Raw genomic sequence first — 24,825 nt, forward strand, 5'->3', positions numbered from 1 at the left:
ACAACGTCAACAGCGGGGAACAAGAAAAATCAAAAAACAAACAACCAACTGAAATCAAACAACTTTCTTATTCAACAGCCCGACACACTTCCCCGAAACTTCCGGGAAAGCGGCGAGAGACAGCCAAAAATCTTGTCCGGACGGTAAAAAACATGACGAAACCGCGACGAATGCCGGTTTACCCCGGCCACGGATCCTCGCCCCTTCTCCAAGCGGTACTGCCGGGCTATGCAAAGAGGGCAATCGAGACCGGAGAAGAGCATGTCCGCCCCCTATAATGACGCCTCCTATAGAGAGGGAGCGATCTGAGCATGGTGTCGATCCTCGATACCTTGCCGCGCCTGCCGGTCCTTGAAGCGCTGCCGGCACTCGGCCCTGCGCTCTCGTCGGGCACGCGCGCCGTGCTTTCCGCGCCGCCCGGTGCGGGCAAGACGACGCTGGTGCCGCTCTTCCTTCTTGGCGAGACCTGGCGGGGCGACGGACGCATCATCCTGCTCGAGCCGCGCCGGCTTGCCGCGCGCGCCGCGGCCGGCCGCATGGCGGCACTTCTGGGCGAACGGGTCGGCGAGACCGTCGGCTATCGCATGCGGCTCGACAACCGCGTCTCGGCGCAGACACGGATAGAGGTGGTGACGGAGGGCGTTTTTGCCCGCATGATTCTCGACGATCCGGAACTGCCCGGCGTTTGCGCGGTGCTCTTCGACGAATTCCACGAGCGTTCGCTCGATGCGGATTTCGGCCTGGCGCTGGCGCTCGACGTGCAGGCGGCGCTGCGCGAGGACCTGCGCATCCTCGTCATGTCGGCGACGCTCGATGTCGCGCGGGTGTCGGCGCTGCTCGACAATCCGCCTGTCATCGTAAGCGAGGGGCGCGCATTCCCCGTCGATATCCGCTACCAGGACCGACCGGCCGGCGAGCGCATCGAGGACGGCATGACCCGCACCATCGTTACGGCGCACCGTGAAGAGAGTGGCTCGATCCTCGCCTTCCTGCCGGGACAGGCCGAGATCACCCGTACCGCCGAGCGGCTGGCGGACCGGTTCGGGCCGGAGACCACTATCGTGCCGCTCTACGGCAATCTCGGCCAGAAGGAACAGGACGCGGCGATCCGGCCGGCCCCGGCCGGCACGCGGAAAATCGTGCTGGCGACGTCGATTGCCGAAACGTCGATCACCATCGATGGTGTGCGCATCGTCATCGACAGCGGGCTGCAACGCCTGCCGGTCTTCGAGGCGGCGACCGGGATCACGCGGCTGGAGACGGTGCGCGTGTCGCGCGCCTCGGCCGACCAGCGCGCCGGGCGTGCCGGGCGAACCGAGCCCGGCATCGCCATCCGTCTCTGGCATGCCGGCCAGACGGCGGCGCTGCCCGCCTTCACGCCACCGCAGATTCTTTCCAGCGACCTGTCCGGCTTCGTGCTCGACCTCGCCCATTGGGGTGTTACCGATCCCGCAGCCCTGCGCCTCGTCGACCAGCCGCCGGTCGCGGCGCTCGAAGAGGCGCGCAATCTGCTGCGCCTGCTTGGCGCGCTCGACGCGGCTGGTGCTTTGACGCCGGCGGGAAAACGCATCCGAGACCTCGCGCTGCCGCCGCGGCTTGCAGCGATGATCCTGCATGCCTCCAAGGACGGTGAGCAGGCAGCGGCCGCCCGCCTCGCCGTGCTGCTGACGGAACAGGGGCTCGGCGGCCCGGCCGTGGATATCGAAGAGCGCCTGCGGCGTTTTGCGAACGAACGCGGAGAACGCGCGGACGCCGCGCGCCGGCTGGCGAGCCGCATGGCCGAAGGCTTTGGCAAGGCGAAGGGAGACGGGGCGAGCATGCCGGGCGCCTTGCTGCTGCATGCCTTCCCGGACCGGGTGGCCCTGCAACGGGGTGGTCGCGGTCGGTTCGTCATGGCGAACGGGCGCGGCGCAGAACTGCCGGAGACCGAGCGGCTTGCCGGTTGCGAGATGATCGTCGTCGCCGACCTGACGGGACAGGCCGGCCGCCAGCGCATTCTCGCCGCCGCCGAAATCGACCGTGCCACGGTAGAGGCCGAGCTTGCGGACAAGATCGTGCGCGAGGACCAATGCGTCTTCGACCGCGCCAGTCGGCAGGTGCGCGCCCGCCGGGTCGTTCGCCTCGGGGCGATGATTCTGGAGGAGGCGCCGCTTCCGCGGCCGAGTGGAGCGAAAGCCGCATTGGCGCTGGCCGATGGCGTTCGCCAGCTCGGCCTTCAGGCCCTGCCGTTTTCCCGCGAGGCGGCGCAATTGCGTGACCGGATCGGCTTCCTCCATCGCTCGATCGGCGAACCCTGGCCGGATACCAGCGACGACGCGCTGCTGGCGACGCTCGATACCTGGTTCGTGCCCTTCCAGGAGACGACGCGCGGCATCGACGATATCAAGTCGGCCAGCCTGCAGGACGGCCTGACGGCGCTGGTGCCCTACGCGGTCCAGCGCGATCTCGCGCGGCTGGCCCCCACCCATTTCGAGGCGCCGACCGGCCACCGCCACCCGATCCGTTATGATGGTGACGAGCCGGTGCTGGAAATCCGCGTGCAGGAGCTTTTTGGGCTGAAGCAGCATCCCGCCATTGCAGGCGGGCGGCTGCCGCTGCTGCTGGAACTGCATTCGCCGGCGCACCGCGTCATCCAGACGACGCGCGACCTGCCCGGTTTCTGGGCGGGCTCGTGGCGCGATGTCAGGGCCGACATGCGCGGGCGCTATCCGAGGCACCCCTGGCCGGAGGACCCGGCCGAGGCCATGCCGACGACGCGCGTCAAACCGCGCGGTACATAAGAGAAAGCATTCCAGTAAAAGTGTGAAGCGATCTTGCGGCCGGAATTGCGCAAGTGCTCTAGAGCCAAGAGGAAAAGATATGGCAGGGTATCAGGACATCGAGTTCGAGGGTGCCGGCCGGCGGCTGCGCCTCGAAACGCTCATTCGTCTGCGCTGGCTGGCGGTGGCGGGCCAGACGATCAGCGTCATCGTCGTCGGACTGTGGCTGGCATTCCCGCTGCCGCTGCTGCCGGCAGGCGTGCTGATCGCCCTGCTGGCGGCGGTGAACTTCTTTCTCGCCGTGCGCTTTCCCCCCGCGCACCGCCTGACGCCGGCCTCTGCCTTTCAGCTGCTTGCCTTCGACCTCTGCCAACTGACGGCGCTTCTCTTCATTACGGGCGGCCTTGCCAACCCGTTTGCGCCGCTCGTCTGCGTGCCCGTCATCATCTCGTCGTCGCTCCAGCCGATTCGTTTCAGCCTGCCGCTTGGCTTCCTGTCCTTCCTCGGCATCACCGCGCTTGCCTTCACGCCGTTCCCCCTGCCGTGGTTTCCCGGCACCCTGCTCGTCGTTCCGCCGATCCTGACGGCCGGCTTCTGGTTCGCCATCGTGTCGACCACCGCCTTCGCCGCCTTCTATTCCTACCGTGTGTCGCAGGAAGCCGCCGAGCTTTCCAATGCGCTGCAGGCGACCGAGCTCATTCTCCAGCGGGAAAAGCACCTGTCGCAGCTCGATGGCCTTGCCGCGGCTGCCGCCCATGAACTCGGCACGCCCCTTGCCACGATCAGCATCGTTGCGCGCGAGATGGAGCGCGAACTCGGCACCGACGAACGCTTCAAGGAGGACGTGCAGCTGCTGCGCAGCCAGAGCGAGCGCTGCCGCGACATCCTGCGCCGGCTGACGACGCTGTCGACGGAGGACGAGGCGCATATGCGGGTGCTGCCGCTTTCCTCGCTGCTGGAAGAGGTGCTGGCGCCGCACCGCGAATTCGGCATCCGGCTCAACCTGGTTGAAAACAACGACCGCAACGGCGAGCCGGTCGGCAACCGCAATCCCGGCATTCTCTATGGTCTCGGCAATCTCCTGGAAAACGCGGTGGACCATGCCCGCGAAGAGGTCACCATTACCGTCGACCACACGCCGGAGCGCGTGACGATCGTCATCGAGGACGACGGCGACGGTTATGCCACGGACATTCTCCAGCGCATCGGCGATCCTTATGTCACCAAGCGCCAGCGCGACGAACGGGCCGGCGGGCTCGGGCTCGGGCTGTTCATCGCCAAGACCCTGCTCGAGCGCTCCGGCGCCAAATTGACCTTCGGCAACCGCACGGGCGATCGGCCGGGTGCGCGTGTCTCGGTCGATTGGCCGCGGGCACGCATGGAGGCGAAGGCCGCGAAATGACTTTACCCGCCCAAGCTTACGGGCGATAAGCTGATCTTGATCAAGAATGGACGAAAATCGGCCTCGGAAGACGAAAATGGCAGAAAACACCGACACGCACAGCATCGCAGCAGACGATATCGGCCCGGATCCGTCGCTTCTCCTCGTCGATGACGACGCGCCCTTCCTGCGTCGCCTCGCGCGCGCCATGGAAACGCGCGGCTTTGCCGTCGATACGGCCGAGTCAGTCGCGGAGGGCATTGCCAAGGCCAAGACGAACCCGCCGAAATATGCGGTGGTCGACCTGCGCCTCGGCGACGGCAGCGGCCTCGACGTGATCGCCGCCATCCGCCAGCGCCGCGACGACACGCGCATCATCATGCTGACCGGCTACGGCAACATCGCCACCGCCGTGAACGCCGTAAAACTCGGCGCCGTCGATTATCTGGCAAAGCCCGCCGATGCCGACGACATCTTTGCCGCGCTGACGCAGCGCCCGGGCGAGCGCGTGGAACTGCCGGAAAACCCGATGTCGGCGGATCGCGTGCGCTGGGAACATATCCAGCGTGTCTATGAAATGTGCGATCGCAACGTCTCCGAGACAGCGCGCCGCCTCAACATGCACCGCCGCACGCTCCAGCGCATCCTGGCGAAACGCGCGCCCAAGTAAAAACCTGCGACGATCCGAGTTCAGGCCAGGCCAACCCGAAAATGGTCGATTCTTTTGATGCGCCGGCTGCTATGCACGGTTGAAAGCCAGGACGGTCGCCGCTACGGCAATCGTCGACGCGGCTTCCAACCTGTCCGGAGACTTCAGTGAGCGACGCATTCGGCTTCATGTTCGGTTTCTACGGCCTGCTGCTTGGTCTCGCCGTCGCCGAGGTCGTCTCCGGCTTTTCGCGTGCCTATGACGAACGCAGCACGCGCCGGATCGGCATCGTCGCACCGCTGTTCGGCACGTTGCTTCTCGTCGATCTCATCACCTTCTGGATGAACGCCTGGGCCTATCGTGAGCTTCCCGACGTCAGCTATCTGGCTGCGCTCGCCGTGGCGATGGTCGCCCTGCTCTATTATTTCGCCGCCACCCAGGTCTTCCCGAAAGCCACCGAGAAGGACACGCTGGACAACCACATCATGGAACACCGGCCCGTGGTGGTGTTCTGCGTGCTGGCCAGCAACCTCATCACCCAGGTCCCGAATGCGATCTCTGCCGTCACCACGCCATGGTCGCCATCGGACATCGCGCTCTGGGCCGGCCTCAACATGATCTATTATGTGCTTCTTGGCACGGCTGCACTGGCGAAGAGCAAGACGGTCGTCTGCGTGGTCGTTGCCGTGGCCATTCTGTATGTCACCGGCGCAACGGCGATTTTCGCCTAAGCCGGTTCGTCCCGTCGTCCGGAGACGATGGCCGAGATATCCGGCCCGTCCTGCCGCCCGTCCATCGAAAACTCGGCAAGCAGCAGCCTCCCCGCGGCAACGCGGGCAAAGGCGAAGGTCACGGATTTGCGTGTCGGCGCTGGCAGCTTGTGTTCCGGCGCGTCGCGGATAACGTGCGCGCCATAACCATCGGAGAGGATCAGGCCGCAGTCTTCCGGGAAGATGTCGAGCGGCACCTCTTTATGGGTGGCGAAGAACAACCGGTCGCAATGGCGGCGGTAGTCCGGCCATTTGCGATCCACCTTGAAATCCTCGATCGACGTCTTGATCTCGATGATCCAGATCTCGCCCTTGTCCGACAGGCTGATCAGATCGGCGCGCCGGCCGCTCGCCAGCGTCAGTTCGGGCAGCACCGCATGGCGCATCTCGGCCAGCATGCGCTGCACGCCACGGCGCACCATCATGGCACGGTCGGACTGGCGGCCGTCGATCAGCGGATTGTCGTTGTGGAGCGATACGATCGTCATGTGGGTCAACCTCGGCGAATCGCATTTTACCGCGAAACGGTTCGCCGGCCGGGGAAAAGTTAAGGCGAGGGGCTGATTCGCAAGCGATGAAGGGTTTCATTAACCGCGCGGCACGGTTCCTGTGCGGCTTCGATGCGGGCGTAGAGCAAGGGCATTGAACGGCGCGCGCAGGCATGCTTGGCATGGCTGGGGCGCGGTGAAAGCAGCAGGTTCCGGGCATTGTTGTTGCAAAAAAACAATCCGCCGGCTTTTTGCTTTGGCTTTAGCCCACGCCGGAGCACGCAGACTTGCATTGACTGGCTTAATCGAAAATAAACCATAATCAATGAAAGCTCCGCGTCTCGGAACTTCTTAATTCCTTTTTCCAAGAGAATCACATGCGCTTCCGCAATGCCCTCCTCCTGTGCGGCCTCGCAGCGGCCGTCACGCTCGCCGGTTGCTCTTATTCCTCCCCGTCCCTTCCGGGCCAAAAGGTGGCGACAAATGCCATCTTCACATCGGAATATGGCCCTGTTGAGGACAATGGCTATGCTCTCCCGGCAATCCCGATCAGCAAGGTGAACGAGAAGTTCCACCGCCAGATCGTCGACTACGCCACCAAGGAAAAGCCCGGCACGATCGTCGTCAACACGCCGAACCGCTTCCTCTATTACGTGCTGCCCGGCGGCAAGGCCGTGCGCTACGGCATCGGCGTCGGCAAGTCGGGCTTTGCCTGGCAGGGCGAGGCCTACATCGCCTGGAAGCAGGAATGGCCGAACTGGCATCCGCCGCAGGAAATGGCCGACCGCAAGCCGGAAGTCGCCCGCTACGTCAAGGACGGCATGGGCCCGGGCCTGAAAAACCCGCTCGGGGCGCGCGCGCTCTACCTCTTCAATGAGAAGGGCCAGGACACGCTGTTCCGCCTGCACGGCACGCCGGAATGGGCTTCCATCGGCACGGCCGCATCGTCGGGCTGCATCCGCCTGATGAACCAGGACATCATCGATCTCTACAAGCGCGTCCGCCCCGGCCAGGGCGCCCGCGTCGTCGTCCAGCAGTAAGCGGACGCCACTTTTCAAACAAAGAAGCCGCCGGAGTGATCCGGCGGCTTCTTTCGTTTGTGCTTTGCATGGCCACCTTGATGGGCACCACGCTCACCTCCCCACCCAACGTCATCCTCGGCCTTGAGCCGAGGATCCACCGCCTCGCCCGGAGCGTGGATGGTCAGGTCAAGCCCGACCATGACGGCGAAGAGGTGTGCGGCCCTTGTCGGCAAGCCGAGCTGCCGGATTGCTTCGGCAGCTTCTTGTTATCAGGCGCTGGCCGCCTTCAGTTCCAGCCGGCGGCGATGCAGAACCGGTTCGGTATAACCGTTCGGCTGCTCGCGGCCCTTGAGCACGAGGTCGAGCGCGGCCTGATAGGCAATCGAACCATCGAAATTGCCGGCCATCTTCTGATAAAGCGGGTCGCCTGCATTCTGCCCGTCGACCACCGCCGCCATGCGCTGCATGGTCTCGACGATCTGCGCCTCCGTCACCACGCCGTGGTGCAGCCAGTTCGCCATGTGCTGGGCGGAGATGCGCAGCGTCGCGCGATCTTCCATCAGGCCGACATTGTTGATGTCCGGCACCTTGGAGCAGCCGACGCCCTGGTCTACCCAGCGCACGACGTAGCCCAAAATACCCTGCGCATTGTTATCAAGCTCGCGCTGGATTTCCTCCGGCGTCCAGTTCGGCCGAACGGCAACCGGCACCGACAGGATATCCGAGAGCTTTGCCCGTGGGCGCGAACGCAGGGCTGCCTGCACCTCGGCGACATTGACCTTGTGGTAATGCGTGGCATGCAGCGTCGCTGCCGTCGGCGAGGGAACCCAGGCGGTGTTGGCGCCGGCCTTCGGATGCGCGATCTTCTGCTCCAGCATGGCAGCCATCAGGTCGGGCATGGCCCACATGCCCTTGCCGATCTGCGCATGGCCGGACAGGCCGCATTCCAGGCCGATATCGACATTCCAGTTCTCATAGGCCGCAATCCACGCGGCCTGCTTCATGTCGCCCTTGCGGATCATCGGGCCCGCTTCCATCGAGGTGTGGATCTCGTCGCCGGTGCGGTCGAGGAAGCCGGTATTGATGAAGACGACGCGCTCCTTGGCAGCGCGGATCGCTTCCTTGAGGTTGACCGTCGTGCGGCGCTCCTCATCCATGATGCCCATCTTCATGGTGTTGGGCGCCATGCCGACGGCGGCCTCGACGCGTCCGAACAGTTTTGACGCGAAGGCGACCTCTTCCGGCCCGTGCATCTTCGGCTTGACGACATACATCGAGCCTTCGCGCGAATTCTTGCGGCGACCGTTCGGGCCGACGTCGTGCAGCGCGATGAGTGCTGTCACCACGGCGTCCATGATGCCTTCCGGCACCTCGTTTCCTTCACGATCGCGGATCGCCGGATTGGTCATCAGGTGGCCGACATTGCGCACCAGCATCAGCGAACGCGCCGCAAGCGAAACGGTCGATCCGTCCGGCGCGGTGTATTCGCGGTCGGGGTTGAGCCGGCGCGTGATCGTCTTGCCGCCCTTCTCGACCTCTTCGGAAAGATCGCCCTTCATCAGGCCGAGCCAGTTGCGGTAGACGGCGACCTTGTCCTCGGCATCGACGGCGGCGATGGAGTCTTCGCAGTCCATGATCGTGGTCAGCGCCGATTCGATGATCAGGTCGGAAATATGCGCCGCATCGTCCTTGCCGGTCGGCGTCGTGGCATCGATGCGGATGTCGACATGCAGGCCGTTGTTGCGCAACAGGAGGCGCGTCGGTGCGGAGGCTTCGCCGAGATAACCGGCGAACTTCGCCTCGTCCGCAAGACCCGTTTTGCCGCCACCGGTCAGCGCGACGACGAGCTTTCCACCCTCGACGGAAAGACCCGCCGCATCACGCCAGGAAGCGCCGGCAAGCGGCACGCTGTCATCGAGAAAACCGCGCGCCCAGGCAATCACCTTTGCGCCGCGCTTCGGATTATAACCCTTGCCCTTTTCCGCGCCGTCGGCCTCCGGGATCGCGTCCGTGCCGTAAAGCGCGTCATAGAGCGAACCCCAGCGCGCATTGGCGGCATTCAGTGCATAACGCGCATTCATGACCGGCACGACGAGTTGCGGGCCGGCGAGGCTGGCAATTTCCGCGTCAACATTGTCCGTCGTCACCGAAAAATCGCCGCCCTCCGGCAGCAGGTAGCCGATCTCGCGCAGAAACGCCTCATAGGCCGCCATGTCCACCGGCGCGCCGTTTGCGCGATACCAGGCGTCGATCTTTTCCTGCAACGCATCGCGCTTGGCGAGCAGCGCGCGGTTTTCCGGCGCAAGGTCGTGCACGATGGCGGAGAAATCGGCAAAAAAGCGCTCGGCGTCCACGCCGGTGCCGGGAAGCGCCTCCGCGACGATAAAGTCATAAAGGGCGCTGTCGATCGAAAGACCGGCTTTATCGGTAAAAGTCATCTGAAAAGGCTCCGAATGGCGGGACGAAGGGGGAGTATCCCGAATGCTGTCACTTTCCGGAGCTTTCCTTCATAGTCAATTCGGCAAAGGCATAAAGAATTTATTCCGCTACGGATAAAATCGTACTTATGCCTCGTCCGCAATGCGCGGCCGGCCGCTTGCCGTGGCGGTAAAGCGCGCCTCCATGAGCTTGCGGCGGCCTTCCACCTCGGGTGCGTCGATCTCTTCCGACAGCGTCACGACCGGTTCGTCCGCACCATTGGCCCGGGCGGAAGTTAGCGCCGCTGCCACCGCCCGCTCCTTGGCCAGCGAGAAGGCTGCCGCCTCGTCGATCAGGCGCACGCTATCACCCGCACCATTGACGATGAAGATGCCCTCCTCCGGCATGGTCACGAAGACCGTGACCGCCGCGCGCACCTGGCCGACGACCGCGCCGACGGCATTGGCCACGCCGGCATCGGCCGGAATGAACGATTCGGCACCCAGCATATCGGCGATATCAGGATAATAGACCGGCGCCGACGCCCCGAGGCCGACGAGTGGCCGGTCGAGCGCTACGCGAAATTTCACGATGCCCGGCACGCGGTGAAGCGCGCGGTCGATGGAAATCGAATTGGCCGGATCGAGCGAGCCCACACTGTCGTCGGCAAGGCAGGCGGAGAGAATGACGTCCGCCGACTGGCGGGTCAGTCGATCGACGATGAGACGCGCCAGCACTTGCGGGCTTTCGGCGATCGGCCGGCCGGTGCCGTCCTTGGTGCGGGCAGCCAGTTCCAGCCCGAGGCGGGCGGCAACGGCATCCCATTGGCCCTGCCCGCCGAGCACATGCATGGCATCCGACGGCGTGATGCCAACAAGATGCACGAGGCCACGGGCGACCAGACGGTCGAGCGTCGCCTTCTGCAGTGTGGTGACGAGCAGACCATCAAGTGGCAGTGGCACCGCGCCGATCTTTTCGTAAAGCGCCTGTTCCTGCGGCTGTAGCCCGCTGGCAAGCCGCTCCGGCACGCCGGTGCGCACGGCAAAACGACCATCATGACGCCCGACATGCGCCGTGCGGATCTGGCGTTCGAGCACGGGCACAATAGCGTCCGGATGCAGCGCCGAGGCAAGGCTGAGCGGCAGGAAACGACGCGGCCCGAGATCGATCTTCGCCTTCAGGCCGCGATCATTGATGCGCACCTCCGAATCACCACCGAGCCCGAAGGTCCGCATGGCGACGGCCTCGACCATGGTGCGGTAGCCGCCGACAACCGCGCCCTCCGCATCGAGCTTCGGCCGGCCGCCGTCGAGCACCGCGACATCCGTCGTTGTGCCGCCAATGTCGGAGACGACGGCATTGTCGAGACCGGTCAGGTGGCGTGCGCCGACAAGGCTTGCCGCCGGGCCGGAGAGAATGGTTTCAATCGGGCGAAGCCGCGCCTCGGCAGCCGAGATCAGCGCGCCGTCGCCGCGCACCACCATCATCGGCACATGGATGCCACGGCGCGTAAGATAGTCTTCGCAGGCGCCGATCAGCCTGTCGATCATCGAGACGAGGCGGGCGTTGAGCAGCGTCGTCAGCGCGCGGCGCGGGCCGCCGAGCTTGGAGGACAGTTCGTGGCTGCAGGTCACCGGCAGGTGCGAGACCTCGCGGATACGGTCACGCACCCGCTGCTCGTGCGCCGGGTTGCGCACGGCGAAATAGCCGGCGACGGCGAATGAGGACACGGTTTGCGACAGGATCGGCAGGGCCTCGTCCAGCGCCGTCATATCGAGCGGCGTCTCGTTGCCATGCACGTTGTGGCCGCCGGGCAGGAACAGCACCGGATCATTGCCCAGCGCATCGGCAAGCCCGTCCCGCTTCAGGTCTTCCGGGCCGAAACCGATCATCACCAGTCCGGCGCGGCCGCCCTGCCCCTCAACCAGCGCATTGGTTGCGAGCGTCGTCGACAGTGAGACCAGGCCAATGGCGGAAACCGCGGCTTTCGCCTGCTCAAGTACGGCTTCGACCGCCCCCGAAATGCCGACCGAAAGATCGTGGCGGGTGGTGAGCGACTTGGCGCGGGCCACCACGCCGTGGGTTTCGCTGTAGAGGACGGCATCCGTATAGGTGCCGCCGGTATCGATGCCGAGTAACAAATGATCTGCCACGAGAATTCTTCCGGACTGCCTGCCGTCTTGTTCAAAACAGCACTGGCTCTTTTCAAAGCGGGTCTGGAATGGTGTTATTGCATGTCCAAGTCGATTGCCACCATCCCGCCGGCGACATCAGGTGAAAGAACGAGGAGTCCATCCAGTGATCGATCTCTCCATCAGAAGGCCGCTTCTGGCCGCCCTTCTTCTCGGCACGTCCCTTCTTGCCGGCAGCCTGCCCGCTAAGGCCCAGGAAGAAGGCGAGGAGCAATACCAGGCGCAAATCCCGGACGTAACGATCTACAAGGCGATGCTGGATGCCAACAAGCAGACCGGCTGGGTGCAGTTCCGCGAGTTCGCCGACCAGCAGCTCATCTATTTCACGGCCTTGCAGACCATGCATTGCCGGCTGAAGGAGGTGCGTTACTCGATCAATTCCGACGCGCTCGACAAGACGTTCCCGATGGCGGCATGCGATCCGGAACTGCCCTTCAACCTGCCGTCGGACGACAGCCAGAACTGGCTCTATCTCAACCTGAAGCCGGGCGAGGCGCAGACGATCGCCGTCCAGGCGGTGTGGGATGATGGTAGCGGCAGCGAAATCGTCGTCTACCAGCCCTGCAAGAACCCGGAAGCGACCTGCGCCTCGATCAAGACGATCAAGAAATCGAAGAAGCGGGCCGACGAGCCGTCACCCGCAACGCCAATCCGTTAGCCGGCTGCGTCGTCAGGCGCTGCACCGGCCAGGGGCGTGTCGTCTCGGTCATGTCGAAGCGGAAGCGGTGCATCAGCACGCCAAGTGCGATGATCGCCTCCTGCATGGCGAAGGTCGCGCCGATGCAGATGCGCGGACCTGCGCCGAAGGGCAGGTACTGGAAACGGTGGATGGCATCGCGGTTTTCCGGCAGGAAGCGTTCGGGCATATAGGCGCGCGGCTTCTGCCAGAGGAGCGCATGGCGATGCAGCGTCCAGGGCATGACGAGGATGGTCACGTTCTTCGGAATCTCCACCCGTTCGCCGGACGGGCTCGTCCAGACGTCGTCGGCGATCGCCTCGCGGTTGATCGAGGGTGCCGGCGGATAAAGCCGCATCGCCTCCTCAAAGGCGGCGCGCGTCCACGGCATCAGGTCGAGCCATTCGACGGGATCGGCGCCACTTGCCAGCACCCGGTCGATTTCCTCTTCCATCGCCTCGCGCACGTGGGGGCTGTTGGCCACGCAATATAGCGTCCAGGCGAGCGCCCGCGCCGTCGTCTCGTGGCCGGCGCCGATGAAGGTCAGGATATTGTCCTCCACCTCCTCCATGGTCAGCCCCTCCGGCCCGGCCGCGCGAAGCAGCAGGGTCAGAAAGTCGTTCGGCGCTTCGTCCGCAGCGCTTTCCATGCGCTTCTGGCGCAATGCCATCGTGTCACGCACGATCTTGCGGAACTTTCCCAAGACCTTCAGCCCGCCGATCCGCGTGACGCGCGGCACCCAGGCCGGCGCGCGCAAAAGGTCCATCGGGTCGACACGGCCCATGGAGTGCAGCAGGTCATCCACGTCATCGGCGAAATTGTTGGAGGAGGTGACGATCTCACCGGAAAACAGCGTCTCGGACAGGATGGCGAAGGCGAGCTCCGTCATGTCGTTGCCGATATCGAAGGCCGCACCGTCGGCGCCCTCGTATTTCTGCGCGTAAAGCTCCGACTGCGCCAGCATCTGGCTGGCAAAGCCCTTGGCGTGGCGCGGCGTGAAGATTGGCGCAACGGCCTTGCGCGAGCGGCGCCAGACCGCGCCCTCCGCCGTCAACAACCCGTCACGCAGGATCGGCCGCAGCACAAGCTGGCGCACCACCGCCATCTTGTAGTTGGCGACATTGTCGACGAGCAGATATTTGATGAGGCCGGGATCGTTGACGATCAGCGTCTTCTCGCCAAAAAAACTCGTCATGATCCAGGGCAGCGTATAGGAGGGCTCGCCCCACAGCTCCAGCGGATTGCGGAACACCGTGCGGATGATCTCGAGCTTCGACGGCGGCACCGTGCGCGGGATCGGCGCCGGCGGTTCGAACGGCTCGGGACGCACGTCCATTGTCGGGCTCCTTTTATCGGCTGACCTGAAGACTGGGCCGATATAGAGGCGGAAGTTAGAGCAATTCCAGCAAACTGCGTAGCGGTTTTGCACCCCGCGACATGCGGAAAATCAGAGCAGGGACCGAAGTTCCGCCAGCTTGTCGTTCACCAGCCAGCCGTAATAGTTTTCTTCCGGCCAGGTCACCTCGCCGGCAGCGCGGCGGGCGGCGAAGGCGCTAGCGCGGGCGTCCGGGTTGCCGATATTGTAGAGGGTTGCCGTAACACCCGGGTTTTTCGAGATATCGACACCGGCGATCTTCTTGTAGGCGTCGATCGAGCGGCGGATCGAGGCTGCCATGTAGGCAAGCGAGATATCCGGATCCATGATCGCCTTGTAGACGCCGGCGGCATCCGCCTCGTCGAGCCGGTCGTAGCCGGAAATGCGGGCCACATCGTCCGTCAGCGTCAGCGCCGTCAGCGGATTGATCTGGCCGAGGCCAAAGGTCTGGCCGGCATAGAAGGGCTGGAAGAACACCGCGCTGAAGCGGTTGTTCGGGAAGGACGTGCCGCCGACCGTGCGGCCCTTGAACGACCGGTTCCAGACCTGCTCGCGGCAGGTCCACAGCCCGTAGGAGCCCTTCTTGCTGGCGCATTGCGCAAATTCCGGCCGATCGACGAAATCCGCGACCGATTCCCCGTCATAGGCAAAGCGGAAGCTGCCCGTATAGGACGCCGCCTTCACATAGTAGCTCTGCAGCCGGTCATAGGCGTCGACATTGTAGGTGTGCTCGCCGACGATCGCGCCGACCATGTGGATCGGGTCGATGCCGTATTTGCCGGCAGTTGACTTGATCTTGCCGGTGAGCTCGCGATCGGTGGCGAGAAGATCGCGCACCTTCTCGTATTTCGCGTCGAAGGAGGTTTTTCCGGCCTTCGTGCGGCGCACGGAAGCCCCCGGGATGTTCGGCTGCTCGGCATTGATATTGCCGGCGGGCACCACGTCGATGGCCAATGCCACGGTCTGGCTCTGGACAAAAAGGGCGGCTGCGAGGGCAAACACAGGGATCAGCTGTCGCACGATTGCGGTTCCGTCTTCTGATGATGTCGGCGAATGGCGAGACCGATGGAAGAGAAACATGTCGGAATGATGCCAAAACGTGGCAATGACCTAGGCCGCGATGCCCTTGCTGTCGAGGCCCCTTCCCGTCAAAAACCCGGCACCGGCGGTCGCGAAGGCGACCACCGGTGCGGAAACGTCACAGGATGTAGCGCGACAGGTCCGTATTGGCCGCAAGCGCCCCGACATGCTTGCGGACATACTCGGCGTCGATGACCAGCTTGTTGCCCGGCTTGTCCGGGGCCTCGAAGGAGATCTCGTCGAGCACCCGCTCCATCACCGTCTGGAGACGCCGTGCACCGATATTTTCCACGCTGGAGTTCAACTGCACCGCCACGTCGGCCAGCGCATCGAGCGCGTCCTCGGTGAAGTCGAGGTCGACGCTTTCCGTCAGCATCAGCGCCTTGTACTGGCGGATGAGGCTCGCCTCGGTCTCCGTCAGGATGCGGCGGAAGTCCTGCTTGGTCAGCGCCTTCAACTCGACGCGGATCGGCAGGCGGCCCTGAAGCTCCGGCAGCAGGTCCGACGGCTTCGAGACATGGAAGGCGCCGGAGGCGATGAACAGGATATGGTCCGTCTTCACCGGCCCGTACTTCGTCGCAACCGTCGTGCCCTCGACGAGCGGCAGCAGGTCGCGCTGCACGCCTTCGCGGGACACGCCCGCCCCCATGCCGCCATCGCGTGCGGCGATCTTGTCGATCTCGTCGATGAAGACGATGCCATCATTCTCGGCCGAGTGGACCGCCTCGCGCTGGATCTGCTCCATGTCGAGCAGCTTGTCGGATTCGTCGTCGATCAGGATCTTGTAGCTTTGCTTGACCGTCGTCTTCACCTTCTTGCTGCGACCGCCCATCGCCTTGCCGAACATTTCCGACAGGTTCAGCACGCCGATATTGGCGCCCGGCATGCCGGGGATTTCAAAACCGCCGGGCATGCCGCCGCCGGTATCGGCAACGTCGACCTCGATTTCCTTGTCGTCGAGCTCGTTGTTGCGCAGCTTTTTACGGAAGCTGTCACGCGTCGCCGGCGAGGCGGTGGCGCCGACCAGCGCGTCGAGCACCCGTTCCTCGGCATTGGCATGGGCCTTGGCCGTCACCTCGGCGCGCTTCTTTTCGCGCACCAGGCCGATGCCGACCTCGACGAGGTCGCGCACGATCTGCTCGACATCACGGCCGACATAGCCGACCTCGGTGAACTTGGTCGCCTCGACCTTGACGAAGGGCGCGCCGGCGAGCTTTGCCAGGCGGCGGGAAATCTCGGTCTTGCCGACGCCGGTCGGGCCGATCATCAGGATGTTCTTCGGCATCACCTCGTCGCGCAGGTCCGGCTCCAGCTGGTGCCGGCGCCAGCGGTTGCGAAGCGCAATCGCCACGGCGCGCTTGGCGTCGTGCTGGCCGATAATGTAGCGGTCGAGTTCGGAGACGATCTCGCGGGGGGAAAAGTTGGTCATGATATCTCGTTCGCTTTCGGGTCGAATTGCAGGATCAGCACGTCATCGCCGGTGCGACCTTCGAGTTCGGGCACTGGCCGGAAGCCGGCTTTCGAATAGGCACGAACCGCACGGGCGTTGGCGGGATCGGGGTCGATGATGATGGTCTCATGGCCGAGGCCGCGAAGATAGGCGACGAAGGCGGCAAGCGCTGCGGAGCCGATTCCCGTCGAGACCTTGTCGGCCACGCCGATCGACAGATCGACGCCGACGGTCTCCGGCGGTAGCTCCACGAGCCAGGGATTGTCCTTCGTCCAGTCGTCGTTCTGGTGATGGCCGAGAAACCAATATTGAATATAGCCGACCGGCTCCCGGTCGAGTGTGATGAGGAAGGGACGGGTCGTGTCCCTGCCCTCCACCATGTCGCGGATGAAGCCGATTTCCTCGTCCGGATCTCCCCACCATTCCCGCACATGCGGCGCATTCAGCCACGCGAGAATCAGCGGGTAATGCCCCTCTCCCACCGGAGAAAAGCCGATCCGGGCGGGATCAAGCGGCATCCAGCGTCTCCACCACGACATTGTGGTTGGTGTAGACGCAGATGTCGCCGGCAATCTGCATGGCGCGCCGCGCGATGTCCTCGGCCGATTTGTCCGTATCCATCAGCGCACGGGCAGCCGCATAGGCATAATTGCCGCCCGAACCGATCGCCATGGTGCCGTGTTCCGGCTCCAGCACGTCGCCATTGCCGGTCAGCGCCAGCGTGACGGACTTGTCGGCGACCAGCATCATCGCCTCGAGCCGGCGCAGATAACGGTCGGTCCGCCAGTCCTTGGCAAGCTCCACGGCGGCGCGCATCAACTGGTCGGGATATTGTTCGAGCTTGGATTCCAGCCGTTCGAGCAGCGTGAAGGCGTCGGCCGTGGCGCCGGCAAAGCCGGCGATCACGTCGCCCTTGCCAAGCCGGCGGACCTTGCGCGCATTGCCCTTCATCACCGTCTGGCCAAGGCTCACCTGGCCGTCGCCCGCGATCACCACCTTGCCGTCCTTGCGAACGGTGATGATCGTCGTGGCGTGCATGGAAGCGTAGGGGTTGTGTTCACTCATCAGCGCACCTTCGAAAACCCGGCATCCCGGGCATGGCACCGCCATCGAGGCGGCCTCGTTGTCTCCTATGTAAGCGGCGTTTCGACAATTGCAAATGGCAGGCGGATAGGACCTGACGCGGTGCCGGTACGTGGCCCGCACCGAAGCGCGAGCGCCATCCGCCCCAAAAATAAACCTTGCTTTCTCCGCGCGATAGGCAGGTTATGGTCGTCCATCAACACGAGGGAGACGGCTATGGCCAAGGGTCAGGTACGAGGCAACAAGGAAACGCGAAAACCGAAAAAGGAGAAGGGTGTCGAGAAAGCCGCCGCCCCCACGCTCGGTTCGCAGGTCAAGAACAGCGAGAGCTCGACGAAGAAGAAGTGAGGAACCGGCAGCGGGATTGCTGAACAAAGTCCCGCAGCCCCTCCCTCCGTCATCCTCGGGCTTGCCCCGAGGATTCATGCCTCCTCACCGCAGCTTGTGGGTCCTCGGGTCGAGCCCGAGGATGACGGGGAGAGCATGGCGAGGGTTTACCAAAACAATGGGCGTCAATCCAGGCCCATCCCGTTTTTTGCACCCCCCGATTTTCCCCACCCCAAAAACCGCCTGTATCCTGAACCTCCTTCCGCCGCCGGACGGATCGCGTAACGTGTCAATGCGGGCGGGAGGAGGCGCTTTCGATTCCTGCCGAAACGTACGGCGGGGACGAAAGAGGCGTGGAGCGCCGTGGTGACCAAAAGCCTTTTCCCGTGTCTTACGGAATCTGGCCGATGGAAACTGCGGCGGGCGAGGCTTCCCCCTTCCCCGGGTCGCGGGGTCGGCTTGGGTCCGCCATGCAAGCAGAGTGGCAGCGCATGTCCCCGAAAAGCGCGTAAGCGGTTTTCGGAAAAGGCATATGCGCCAACTCACTGCGCAGCGAAGCCTTGCCATGCCTGAAGGAGGACAAGACCGCCTCCGAAGAACGCCTGGGCCGCGCGAAAGCGAAGCCACCAAATCACCTTTCCCAGAGGCAACGCTTTCGCGCGGTTCTCCGGACTGGTTTCGTCAACCCGAGGACAACCGGCGGGCCGTTTCGGCATGCACTGAGAAACCTCTACAGACTGGCGTTTTCCATGGAGCCCTGTTAAGGAGCGGCGATAAAATTACCGGAGACTGCAATGAGCCGCACAGCCAGCGTTTCGCGCAAGACGAACGAGACCTCCGTTTCGGTCACCGTCGACATCGATGGCACCGGCGCGTCGACCATTTCGACGGGCGTGGGCTTCTTCGATCATATGCTCGACCAGCTGTCGCGCCATTCGCTGATCGACATGCAGATCAAGACCGACGGCGACCTGCATGTCGACGACCACCACACGGTGGAAGACACCGGCATCGCCATCGGCCAGGCCCTAGCCAAGGCGCTCGGCGACCGTCGCGGCATCACGCGGTATGCCTCGCTCGACCTTGCCATGGACGAGACGATGACGCGCGCCGCGGTCGATGTGTCCGGCCGCCCCTTCCTCGTCTGGAACGTCAATTTCTCGGCGCCGAAGATCGGCACCTTCGACACCGAACTGGTGCGCGAATTCTTCAACGCGCTCGCCCAGCACGCCGGCATCACACTGCATATCCAGAACATCTACGGCGCCAACAACCATCATATCTCGGAGACATGCTTCAAGGCTGTCGCGCGCGTGCTGCGCACCGCGACCGAGATTGACCCCCGCCAGGCGGGCCGCGTTCCCTCGACGAAGGGTTCGCTGGCCTGATTGGCCCATCTGGAGGCCTGTCGATGGCCACATTCCTTGTTCTGATACCGCCGGGCGCAAAATCCCAGGACGAAAAGGCCCGGATCATCCGCGACCGTTTTTCGTGGCTCGCCTTCATCGTTCCGGTCGTCTGGCTGCTCTGGCATCGCGCCTGGCTTGCCGCAGCCCTCGCCTTCGCCGTGCAGTCGCTCGGTTCGATGATCGGCGACCATCCGGTCTTCGGCCTTGCCGGCCTCGGCGTCTCGCTTGCCACCGGCCTCCTCGTCGCACTTGAAGGCCCGTCGATGGTCGTCGCCTCGCTGGAGCGCAAGGGCTGGACGGTCGATGCGGTGATATCGGCCGACGACCGTGCAACGGCGGAAGAGATTTACTACATGGAAAACCAGACCGGCGACGCGCCGGCGCCGGAAAGCGCCCGCCCCGTCCTGCCGGCATCCGAAACATCCGCGCGCCGGCACGCTCCCATGCTTGGCCTCGTGGGTTTCCAGGAAGGACGCTGACATGCGTGTAGCCATCATCGACTACGGCTCGGGCAACCTGCGCTCGGCCACCAAGGCGTTCGAACGCGCCGCCCGTGAGGCCGGCATCGACGCCGAAATCGACCTGACGGACAAGGCCGACCGCGTCGCCACCGCCGATCGCATCGTGCTGCCCGGTGTGGGCGCCTATGCCGATTGTCGCCGCGGCCTCGATGCCGTGCCCGGCATGGTGGAAGCGCTGCGCGATGTCGTCGAGGCGAAGGCCCGTCCCTTCCTCGGCGTCTGCGTCGGCATGCAGCTCATGTCGTCGCGCGGGCTCGAAAAGACCACGACCGAGGGCCTCGGCTGGATCAAGGGCGACGTCGTTCTGATGACGCCCAGCGATCCGGAGCTGAAGATCCCGCAGATCGGCTGGAATACGCTGGACCTCCAGCGCCGGCATCCGCTTTTCGAGGGCATTGCCACCGGGGAGGCCGGCCTGCACGCCTATTTCGTGCACTCCTACCATCTCGCCGCGGAAAACCCGGGCGATGTGGTCGCGACGGTCGACTACGGCGGCGCGATGACCGCCTTCGTCGCCAGCGGCAACAAGGCCGGCGCGCAGTTCCATCCGGAAAAGAGCCAGACGCTCGGCCTCGCCCTCATCACCAATTTCCTGCGCTGGAAGCCCTGATATGATCCTCTTTCCCGCCATCGACCTGAAAGACGGCCAGTGCGTTCGCCTCAAGCTCGGCGACATGGACCAGGCCACCGTCTACAATCCCGACCCGGCCGCGCAGGCGAAAGCCTTCGAGGACCAGGGCTTTGAATGGCTGCATGTCGTCGATCTCAACGGCGCCTTCGCGGGGGAAAGCGTCAACGGCGCTGCCGTCGATGCCATCCTGAAGGCGACGAAGAACCCGGTGCAGCTCGGCGGCGGTATCCGCACGCTGGACCATATCGAAAACTGGCTGTCGCGCGGCCTCTCGCGCGTCATTCTCGGCACGATCGCCGTGCGTGACCCGGCGCTCGTCATCGAAGCCTGCAAGAAATTCCCCGGCAAGGTCGCCGTCGGCATCGACGCCAAGGGCGGGAAGGTGGCCGTCGAGGGCTGGGCGGAAGCCTCCGAACTTGGCGTGATCGAGCTCGCAAAGAAGTTCGAAGGCGCCGGCGTTGCCGCGATCATCTACACCGACATCGACCGCGACGGCATTCTGGCCGGCATCAACTGGGCCTCGACGCTGGAGCTCGCCGATGCCGTCTCCATCCCCGTCATCGCCTCGGGCGGCCTCGCCTCGATGGACGACATCCACCGTCTCGTCGCCCCCGACGCACAAAAGCTGGAAGGCGCGATCTCCGGCCGCGCGCTCTATGATGGCCGCATCGATCCCACGGAAGCGCTCAGCGTGATCCGTGGCGCGAAAGGACGTGCCGCATGACCCTCAAGGCCCGCGTCATACCCTGCCTCGACGTGAAGGACGGCCGCGTCGTGAAGGGCGTCAGCTTCGTCAATCTGGTCGATGCCGGCGATCCGGTGGAATCGGCGCGCGCCTATGACGCCGCCGGCGCCGACGAACTCTGCTTCCTCGACATCACCGCCTCCTCCGAAAATCGCGATACGATCTTCGACGTCGTGGCGCGCACGGCCGAGCACTGCTTCATGCCGCTCACCGTTGGCGGCGGCGTGCGGGCGGTGGCGGATATCCGCAAGCTCCTGCTCGCTGGCGCCGACAAGGTCGCGATCAATTCTGCTGCCGTCACCAATCCGGATTTCGTCGCCGAGGCGGCCGACAAGTTCGGCAACCAGTGCATCGTCGTGTCGATCGACTCGAAAAAAGTCTCCGCCGAAGGCGAAGAGGACCGCTGGGAAATTTTTACCCATGGTGGCCGCAAGGCGACCGGCATCGACGCCGTTGCCTTCGCCGAAAAGATGGTGGAGCGTGGCGCCGGCGAACTGCTGCTCACCTCCATGGACCGCGACGGCCAGAAGGGCGGTTATGACATCGCGCTGACCCGCACCATCGCCGACCGCGTTTCGGTGCCAGTCATCGCCTCCGGCGGTGTCGGCAATCTCGACCACCTCGTGGAAGGCGTGCGTGACGGGCATGCGACTGCGGTGCTGGCCGCCTCGATCTTCCACTTCGGCACCTATACCGTTGGCGAGGCCAAGCGCTATATGGCCGAGCATGGCATTGCCATGCGGCTCGACTGAGGAGGGACGAATGAGCACCTTCACCCTTGCCGATCTGGAACAGATCGTCGATGCCCGCGCCAAGGCCGATCCGGCGGAAAGCTGGACGGCCAAGCTCGTTGCGGCCGGGCAGCAGAAAGCGGCAAAAAAGCTCGGCGAAGAGGCTGTCGAGACCGTTATTGCGGCGATCGAAGGCGAAAAGGCCGCTCTGACGAGTGAATCAGCCGATTTGCTCTATCATCTGATGGTCGTATTGAAAATCGGTGGCGTACCGTTACAAGATGTCATGGCGGAATTGGCCCGACGTACGGGCCAGTCCGGCCTAGCAGAGAAGGCCAGCCGGCAGAGTTGATGATCCAGGCAGCGCTCGACAAGGACCAGGCGGATATTCCGGACGATTTCGGCAACCGCGACTATTCTCCCTACCGCTTCTTCTCGGCAGAGGAATGGGCGCATTTCCGGGCCGATACCCCGCTGACGCTTACGGCCGACGAGGTCCAGCGGCTGCGCTCGCTCAACGACCCGATCGATCTCGACGAGGTGCGACGCATCTATCTGTCGCTGTCGCGCCTGCTATCGGCCCATGTCGAATCCTCGCAGATGCTGTTTCGCCAGCGCAAGCAGTTCCTCAGCCTCTCCGACGAGGCAAAGACACCCTATGTCATCGGCATCGCCGGCTCTGTCGCCGTCGGCAAGTCGACGACGGCACGTATCCTTGCCGAGTTGCTGGCCCGCTGGCCATCGAGCCCCAAGGTCGATCTCGTGACGACCGATGGCTTCCTCTATCCGAATGCCGTGCTCCAGCGTGAAGAGATGATGGATCGCAAGGGTTTTCCGGAGAGCTACGATATCGGCGCGCTTTTGCGCTTCCTCTCGGCGATCAAGGCCGGCAAGGCCGACGTCAAGGCGCCGATGTATTCGCACCTGACCTACGACGTCCTCCCGAATGCGTCGCGGACCATCGACCGGCCGGACATCCTGATCTTCGAGGGCATCAATGTCCTGCAATCGCGCAACCTGCCGGCCGACGGCAAGGTCGTGCCGATGGTTTCCGACTTCTTCGACTTCTCGATCTATATCGATGCGGAAGAGGCGCTGATCCACAACTGGTATGTCGAGCGCTTCATGCGGCTGCGCGACACCGCCTTCAAGGATCCCGATTCCTACTTCCACCGCTATGCGACGATCAGCGAGATGGCGGCGCAGGCGATTGCCGAAGGCCTGTGGAGCAACATCAACCTGAAAAACCTGCGCCAGAACATCCTGCCGACCCGCCCACGCGCCGACCTGATCCTGCAAAAGGGCCAGAACCACCTCATCGAGACGGTGGCGCTGCGCAAACTATAGCCGGCTATGGATTGACCCGACGCAGTGTGAGATTGATGCGCCCGGGATTCTTCAGGAGCGTCGACGTGCCCGGATAAATCCGGTCAACCCCATGAAAAATCAGCCGGCTTTCTCCTCCGAAGACAAACACATCGCCGCTCGATAGCCGGAAGGAGCGGGTCGGATCGTTGCGGGAAACCCCGCCAACGCGAAACAGGCACTGATCACCGAGCGACACGGACACGACCGGTGCACCGAACTCCGTTTCGTCGCGGTCCTGATGCAGCCCCATCTTCGCCTCTGGCTCATAGAAATTGACAAGGCAGGCTTCCGGCGGCTTTTCGAAGCCGGCAACCGTCTCCCACAAAGCCAGCAGCGCATCGGGAATGGCCGGCCAGGGGCGTCCGGTCTCGGGATGTGTCGGTTGATAGCGGTAACCGTTATCCTTGTCCGTCACCCAGCCAAGCGGCCCGCAATTGGTCATACGCACCGACATCGGCTTGCCGGTCTTCGGCATGCGCGGCACGAAAAGCGGCGCCTCGGCCACGACGTGCCTTATCGCGGCGACGAGCGCTTCCTGCGCCGCGCGGTCGAAATGATCGGGGAAGTAGCGCAGCCCCGGTGCGAGGCCGCGCTCAGCCATGGCCGCTCACGCTTCCGACAGATCCGGAATGCGCAGCACCTGGCCGGGATAGATCTTGTCCGGGTGGGACAGCATCGGCCGGTTGGCGTCGAAGATCACGGTATGCTTGGCGCCCTTGCCCTTGCCGAAATAGGTTTCGGCGATCTTCCAGAGGTTGTCGCCCTTCTTGACCGTGTGCAGCGTCGGCTCCTTGGCGGACGTCGGCACTTTCAGCAGTTCCGTCAGGTCGATCTTGTCGAGCTTCAGGCCGGAATCGGGGGAAGCAAGCTTGAGATCGGCCGCTTCGACCTTCGAGATGCCCAGTGTGTTGCCAACGGCGATGACCGCCTTCTCAAAGGCCGTCTGGTCGGCCACGACGCCCTTCAGTACGCATTTGTCGCCTTCGACAGAAACCTCGACCTTCTGCGTGCCGAGATCGAAGGAATCGAGCTCCTTCTTGACCGCGTCCGCTGCCGGCGCTTCGTCGTCGCCGATGCCGAGCTTCTTGCCGGCGCTCTTGATAAAGCTGAAGAGACCCATGGTTACCTCCCGTGTTTTGTTTTCTTGGACTTAAGCAGAGCCTTCCTGCGAAGGGAAGGTTTCGTTTCACTCTCACGTATAAACGGCCAAGTTGCGGCAATCATTCGCCGCCGGGCTTCGCGCGCATGCGTTTCACGCCCGATCGGCCCGATTTTTCCTTGAGCCGGCGTTCGATCGACCCCTTCGTCGGCTTGGTTTTTCTGCGCACCGGCGGCGGTGGTTCGGCAGCCTTGAGGATCAGCTCCTTCAGCCGCTCGCGCGCATCCTCGCGGTTGCGCTCCTGGCTGCGAAACCGGTTCGCCTCGATCATCAGCACGCCATCCTTGGAGACCCTGCGACCGGCAAGCTTTTCGGCATTCGCCTTGACGCGCTCGTTTAGCGACGGCGAGTTGCGCAGATCGAAGAACAGCTGGACCGCGGTCGAGACCTTGTTGACATTCTGCCCGCCCGGGCCACCGGCCAGCACGAACTGTTCGGTCAGTTCCCAACCGGCAATCGTGATGGAACTCTTGATGTAAAGTGGGTCGCTGGCCATGGATGTTCCTTTCCTGGCCGTTGTAGCGGGCGAAGCGGCCGCCGGGAAGCCGGTGCCGGAGACGAAAAACCCGGCCTCTGGGACCGGGTTTCACG

General features: G+C 63.9%; 27 protein-coding genes. 15 read left to right on the forward strand and 12 right to left on the reverse strand.

The features are described 5' to 3' along the window. From ACT6VE_RS31565 to ACT6VE_RS31585, 5 genes are all read left to right on the forward strand, one after another. Positions 1-278 (forward strand): hypothetical protein (locus ACT6VE_RS31565; RefSeq protein ID WP_444802198.1); only part of this gene is annotated, 278 nt, incomplete at its 5' end. A 33-nt stretch (positions 279-311) separates the two neighbouring features. Further along, a complete protein-coding gene (gene hrpB / locus ACT6VE_RS31570; protein ID WP_444802199.1) occupies positions 312-2,780 on the forward strand; it encodes an ATP-dependent helicase HrpB in 2,469 nt (822 codons plus the stop codon). 79 nt (positions 2,781-2,859) lie between these two features. Beyond that, complete coding sequence (locus tag ACT6VE_RS31575; RefSeq protein ID WP_444802200.1) at positions 2,860-4,161, forward strand: ActS/PrrB/RegB family redox-sensitive histidine kinase; 1,302 nt, start codon at positions 2,860-2,862, stop codon at positions 4,159-4,161. Positions 4,162-4,237: 76 nt separating this feature from the next. Beyond that, positions 4,238-4,810: an ActR/PrrA/RegA family redox response regulator transcription factor gene (locus ACT6VE_RS31580; protein ID WP_160861425.1), complete on the forward strand. Its 573-nt coding sequence runs from the start codon at positions 4,238-4,240 to the stop codon at positions 4,808-4,810. Between the two features lie 146 nt (positions 4,811-4,956). Next, on the forward strand, positions 4,957-5,520 hold the full coding sequence (locus ACT6VE_RS31585) for a hypothetical protein (RefSeq protein WP_444802201.1): 564 nt from the start codon (positions 4,957-4,959) through the stop codon (positions 5,518-5,520). Here the strand turns inward: ACT6VE_RS31585 and ACT6VE_RS31590 are convergent. Beyond that, entirely contained in the window at positions 5,517-6,047 is a 531-nt protein-coding gene (locus tag ACT6VE_RS31590) for an MmcB family DNA repair protein (protein ID WP_444802202.1), read from the reverse strand. The genes ACT6VE_RS31585 and ACT6VE_RS31590 overlap by 4 nt on opposite strands. A gap of 59 nt (positions 6,048-6,106) precedes the next feature. Next, positions 6,107-6,424 (reverse strand): hypothetical protein, encoded by a 318-nt coding sequence (locus tag ACT6VE_RS31595; protein WP_444802203.1) that lies wholly within the window; start codon positions 6,422-6,424, stop codon positions 6,107-6,109. Here ACT6VE_RS31595 and ACT6VE_RS31600 point away from each other — a divergent pair, their 5' ends adjacent. Next, entirely contained in the window at positions 6,425-7,087 is a 663-nt protein-coding gene (locus tag ACT6VE_RS31600; protein ID WP_444802204.1) for a L,D-transpeptidase, read from the forward strand. A gap of 251 nt (positions 7,088-7,338) precedes the next feature. Here ACT6VE_RS31600 and ACT6VE_RS31605 read toward each other — a convergent pair whose 3' ends face one another. Then, a complete protein-coding gene (locus ACT6VE_RS31605; RefSeq protein ID WP_444802205.1) occupies positions 7,339-9,507 on the reverse strand; it encodes a malate synthase G in 2,169 nt (722 codons plus the stop codon). Between the two features lie 126 nt (positions 9,508-9,633). Further along, positions 9,634-11,640: a hydantoinase/oxoprolinase N-terminal domain-containing protein gene (locus ACT6VE_RS31610; RefSeq protein ID WP_444802206.1), complete on the reverse strand. Its 2,007-nt coding sequence runs from the start codon at positions 11,638-11,640 to the stop codon at positions 9,634-9,636. A gap of 145 nt (positions 11,641-11,785) precedes the next feature. On the opposite strand from ACT6VE_RS31610, the gene ACT6VE_RS31615 reads away from it, so the two are divergent. Beyond that, positions 11,786-12,337: a hypothetical protein gene (locus tag ACT6VE_RS31615; RefSeq protein ID WP_444802207.1), complete on the forward strand. Its 552-nt coding sequence runs from the start codon at positions 11,786-11,788 to the stop codon at positions 12,335-12,337. Here the strand turns inward: ACT6VE_RS31615 and ACT6VE_RS31620 are convergent. The 5 genes from ACT6VE_RS31620 to hslV all read right to left on the reverse strand — a co-directional run bounded on the left by ACT6VE_RS31620 (position 12,282) and on the right by hslV (position 17,325). Then, the gene (locus tag ACT6VE_RS31620; protein ID WP_444802208.1) at positions 12,282-13,691 is read right to left on the reverse strand and encodes a cytochrome P450; all 1,410 of its coding nucleotides are present in this window, start codon (positions 13,689-13,691) and stop codon (positions 12,282-12,284) included. The two genes, ACT6VE_RS31615 and ACT6VE_RS31620, sit on opposite strands and share 56 nt — an antisense overlap. Before the next feature lie 111 nt (positions 13,692-13,802). Then, positions 13,803-14,750 carry a DUF1402 family protein gene (locus tag ACT6VE_RS31625; protein ID WP_444802209.1) on the reverse strand — a complete coding sequence of 316 codons (948 nt, stop codon included), beginning with the start codon at positions 14,748-14,750 and terminating at the stop codon, positions 13,803-13,805. A 178-nt stretch (positions 14,751-14,928) separates the two neighbouring features. After that, entirely contained in the window at positions 14,929-16,239 is a 1,311-nt protein-coding gene (hslU, locus tag ACT6VE_RS31630) for an ATP-dependent protease ATPase subunit HslU (protein WP_444802210.1), read from the reverse strand. Next, positions 16,236-16,778 (reverse strand): GNAT family N-acetyltransferase, encoded by a 543-nt coding sequence (locus ACT6VE_RS31635; protein WP_444802211.1) that lies wholly within the window; start codon positions 16,776-16,778, stop codon positions 16,236-16,238. Before ACT6VE_RS31635 ends, hslU begins: the two co-directional genes overlap by 4 nt. After that, entirely contained in the window at positions 16,768-17,325 is a 558-nt protein-coding gene (gene hslV / locus ACT6VE_RS31640) for an ATP-dependent protease subunit HslV (RefSeq protein ID WP_444802212.1), read from the reverse strand. Before hslV ends, ACT6VE_RS31635 begins: the two co-directional genes overlap by 11 nt. Positions 17,326-17,559: 234 nt before the next feature. Here hslV and ACT6VE_RS31645 point away from each other — a divergent pair, with 234 nt between their 5' ends. The 8 genes from ACT6VE_RS31645 to coaA all read left to right on the forward strand — a co-directional run bounded on the left by ACT6VE_RS31645 (position 17,560) and on the right by coaA (position 23,054). After that, complete coding sequence (locus tag ACT6VE_RS31645; RefSeq protein WP_444802213.1) at positions 17,560-17,691, forward strand: hypothetical protein; 132 nt, start codon at positions 17,560-17,562, stop codon at positions 17,689-17,691. 773 nt (positions 17,692-18,464) lie between these two features. Beyond that, entirely contained in the window at positions 18,465-19,058 is a 594-nt protein-coding gene (gene hisB, locus ACT6VE_RS31650; RefSeq protein ID WP_444802214.1) for an imidazoleglycerol-phosphate dehydratase HisB, read from the forward strand. Between the two features lie 23 nt (positions 19,059-19,081). Continuing rightward, complete coding sequence (locus tag ACT6VE_RS31655; RefSeq protein ID WP_444802215.1) at positions 19,082-19,558, forward strand: DUF2628 domain-containing protein; 477 nt, start codon at positions 19,082-19,084, stop codon at positions 19,556-19,558. Between the two features lies 1 nt (position 19,559). Next, positions 19,560-20,210: an imidazole glycerol phosphate synthase subunit HisH gene (gene hisH / locus ACT6VE_RS31660; protein WP_444802216.1), complete on the forward strand. Its 651-nt coding sequence runs from the start codon at positions 19,560-19,562 to the stop codon at positions 20,208-20,210. 1 nt (position 20,211) lies between these two features. Next, on the forward strand, positions 20,212-20,955 hold the full coding sequence (gene hisA / locus ACT6VE_RS31665; RefSeq protein WP_444802217.1) for a 1-(5-phosphoribosyl)-5-[(5-phosphoribosylamino)methylideneamino]imidazole-4-carboxamide isomerase: 744 nt from the start codon (positions 20,212-20,214) through the stop codon (positions 20,953-20,955). After that, positions 20,952-21,728, forward strand: a complete 777-nt coding sequence (gene hisF / locus ACT6VE_RS31670) for an imidazole glycerol phosphate synthase subunit HisF (RefSeq protein WP_444802218.1) — start codon at positions 20,952-20,954, stop codon at positions 21,726-21,728. The genes hisA and hisF overlap by 4 nt, the downstream gene beginning before the upstream one ends. Before the next feature lie 10 nt (positions 21,729-21,738). Then, positions 21,739-22,059: a phosphoribosyl-ATP diphosphatase gene (locus ACT6VE_RS31675; protein WP_069060497.1), complete on the forward strand. Its 321-nt coding sequence runs from the start codon at positions 21,739-21,741 to the stop codon at positions 22,057-22,059. After that, positions 22,059-23,054 (forward strand): type I pantothenate kinase, encoded by a 996-nt coding sequence (gene coaA / locus ACT6VE_RS31680; protein ID WP_444802219.1) that lies wholly within the window; start codon positions 22,059-22,061, stop codon positions 23,052-23,054. The genes ACT6VE_RS31675 and coaA overlap by 1 nt, the downstream gene beginning before the upstream one ends. 4 nt (positions 23,055-23,058) lie before the next feature. Here the strand turns inward: coaA and ACT6VE_RS31685 are convergent, their stop codons facing one another. The 3 genes from ACT6VE_RS31685 to arfB all read right to left on the reverse strand — a co-directional run bounded on the left by ACT6VE_RS31685 (position 23,059) and on the right by arfB (position 24,730). Then, positions 23,059-23,676, reverse strand: coding sequence for an alpha-ketoglutarate-dependent dioxygenase AlkB family protein (locus tag ACT6VE_RS31685; RefSeq protein WP_444802220.1), 618 nt, complete (start codon positions 23,674-23,676; stop codon positions 23,059-23,061). Between the two features lie 6 nt (positions 23,677-23,682). Continuing rightward, positions 23,683-24,195: a peptidoglycan-binding protein LysM gene (gene lysM, locus ACT6VE_RS31690; protein ID WP_444802221.1), complete on the reverse strand. Its 513-nt coding sequence runs from the start codon at positions 24,193-24,195 to the stop codon at positions 23,683-23,685. 100 nt (positions 24,196-24,295) lie between these two features. Further along, positions 24,296-24,730, reverse strand: a complete 435-nt coding sequence (gene arfB / locus ACT6VE_RS31695; RefSeq protein WP_444802222.1) for an alternative ribosome rescue aminoacyl-tRNA hydrolase ArfB — start codon at positions 24,728-24,730, stop codon at positions 24,296-24,298. Positions 24,731-24,825 lie beyond the last annotated feature (95 nt).

This window comes from Shinella sp. (assembly GCF_052438155.1).
In the GTDB taxonomy this organism is placed as follows: domain Bacteria; phylum Pseudomonadota; class Alphaproteobacteria; order Rhizobiales; family Rhizobiaceae; genus Shinella.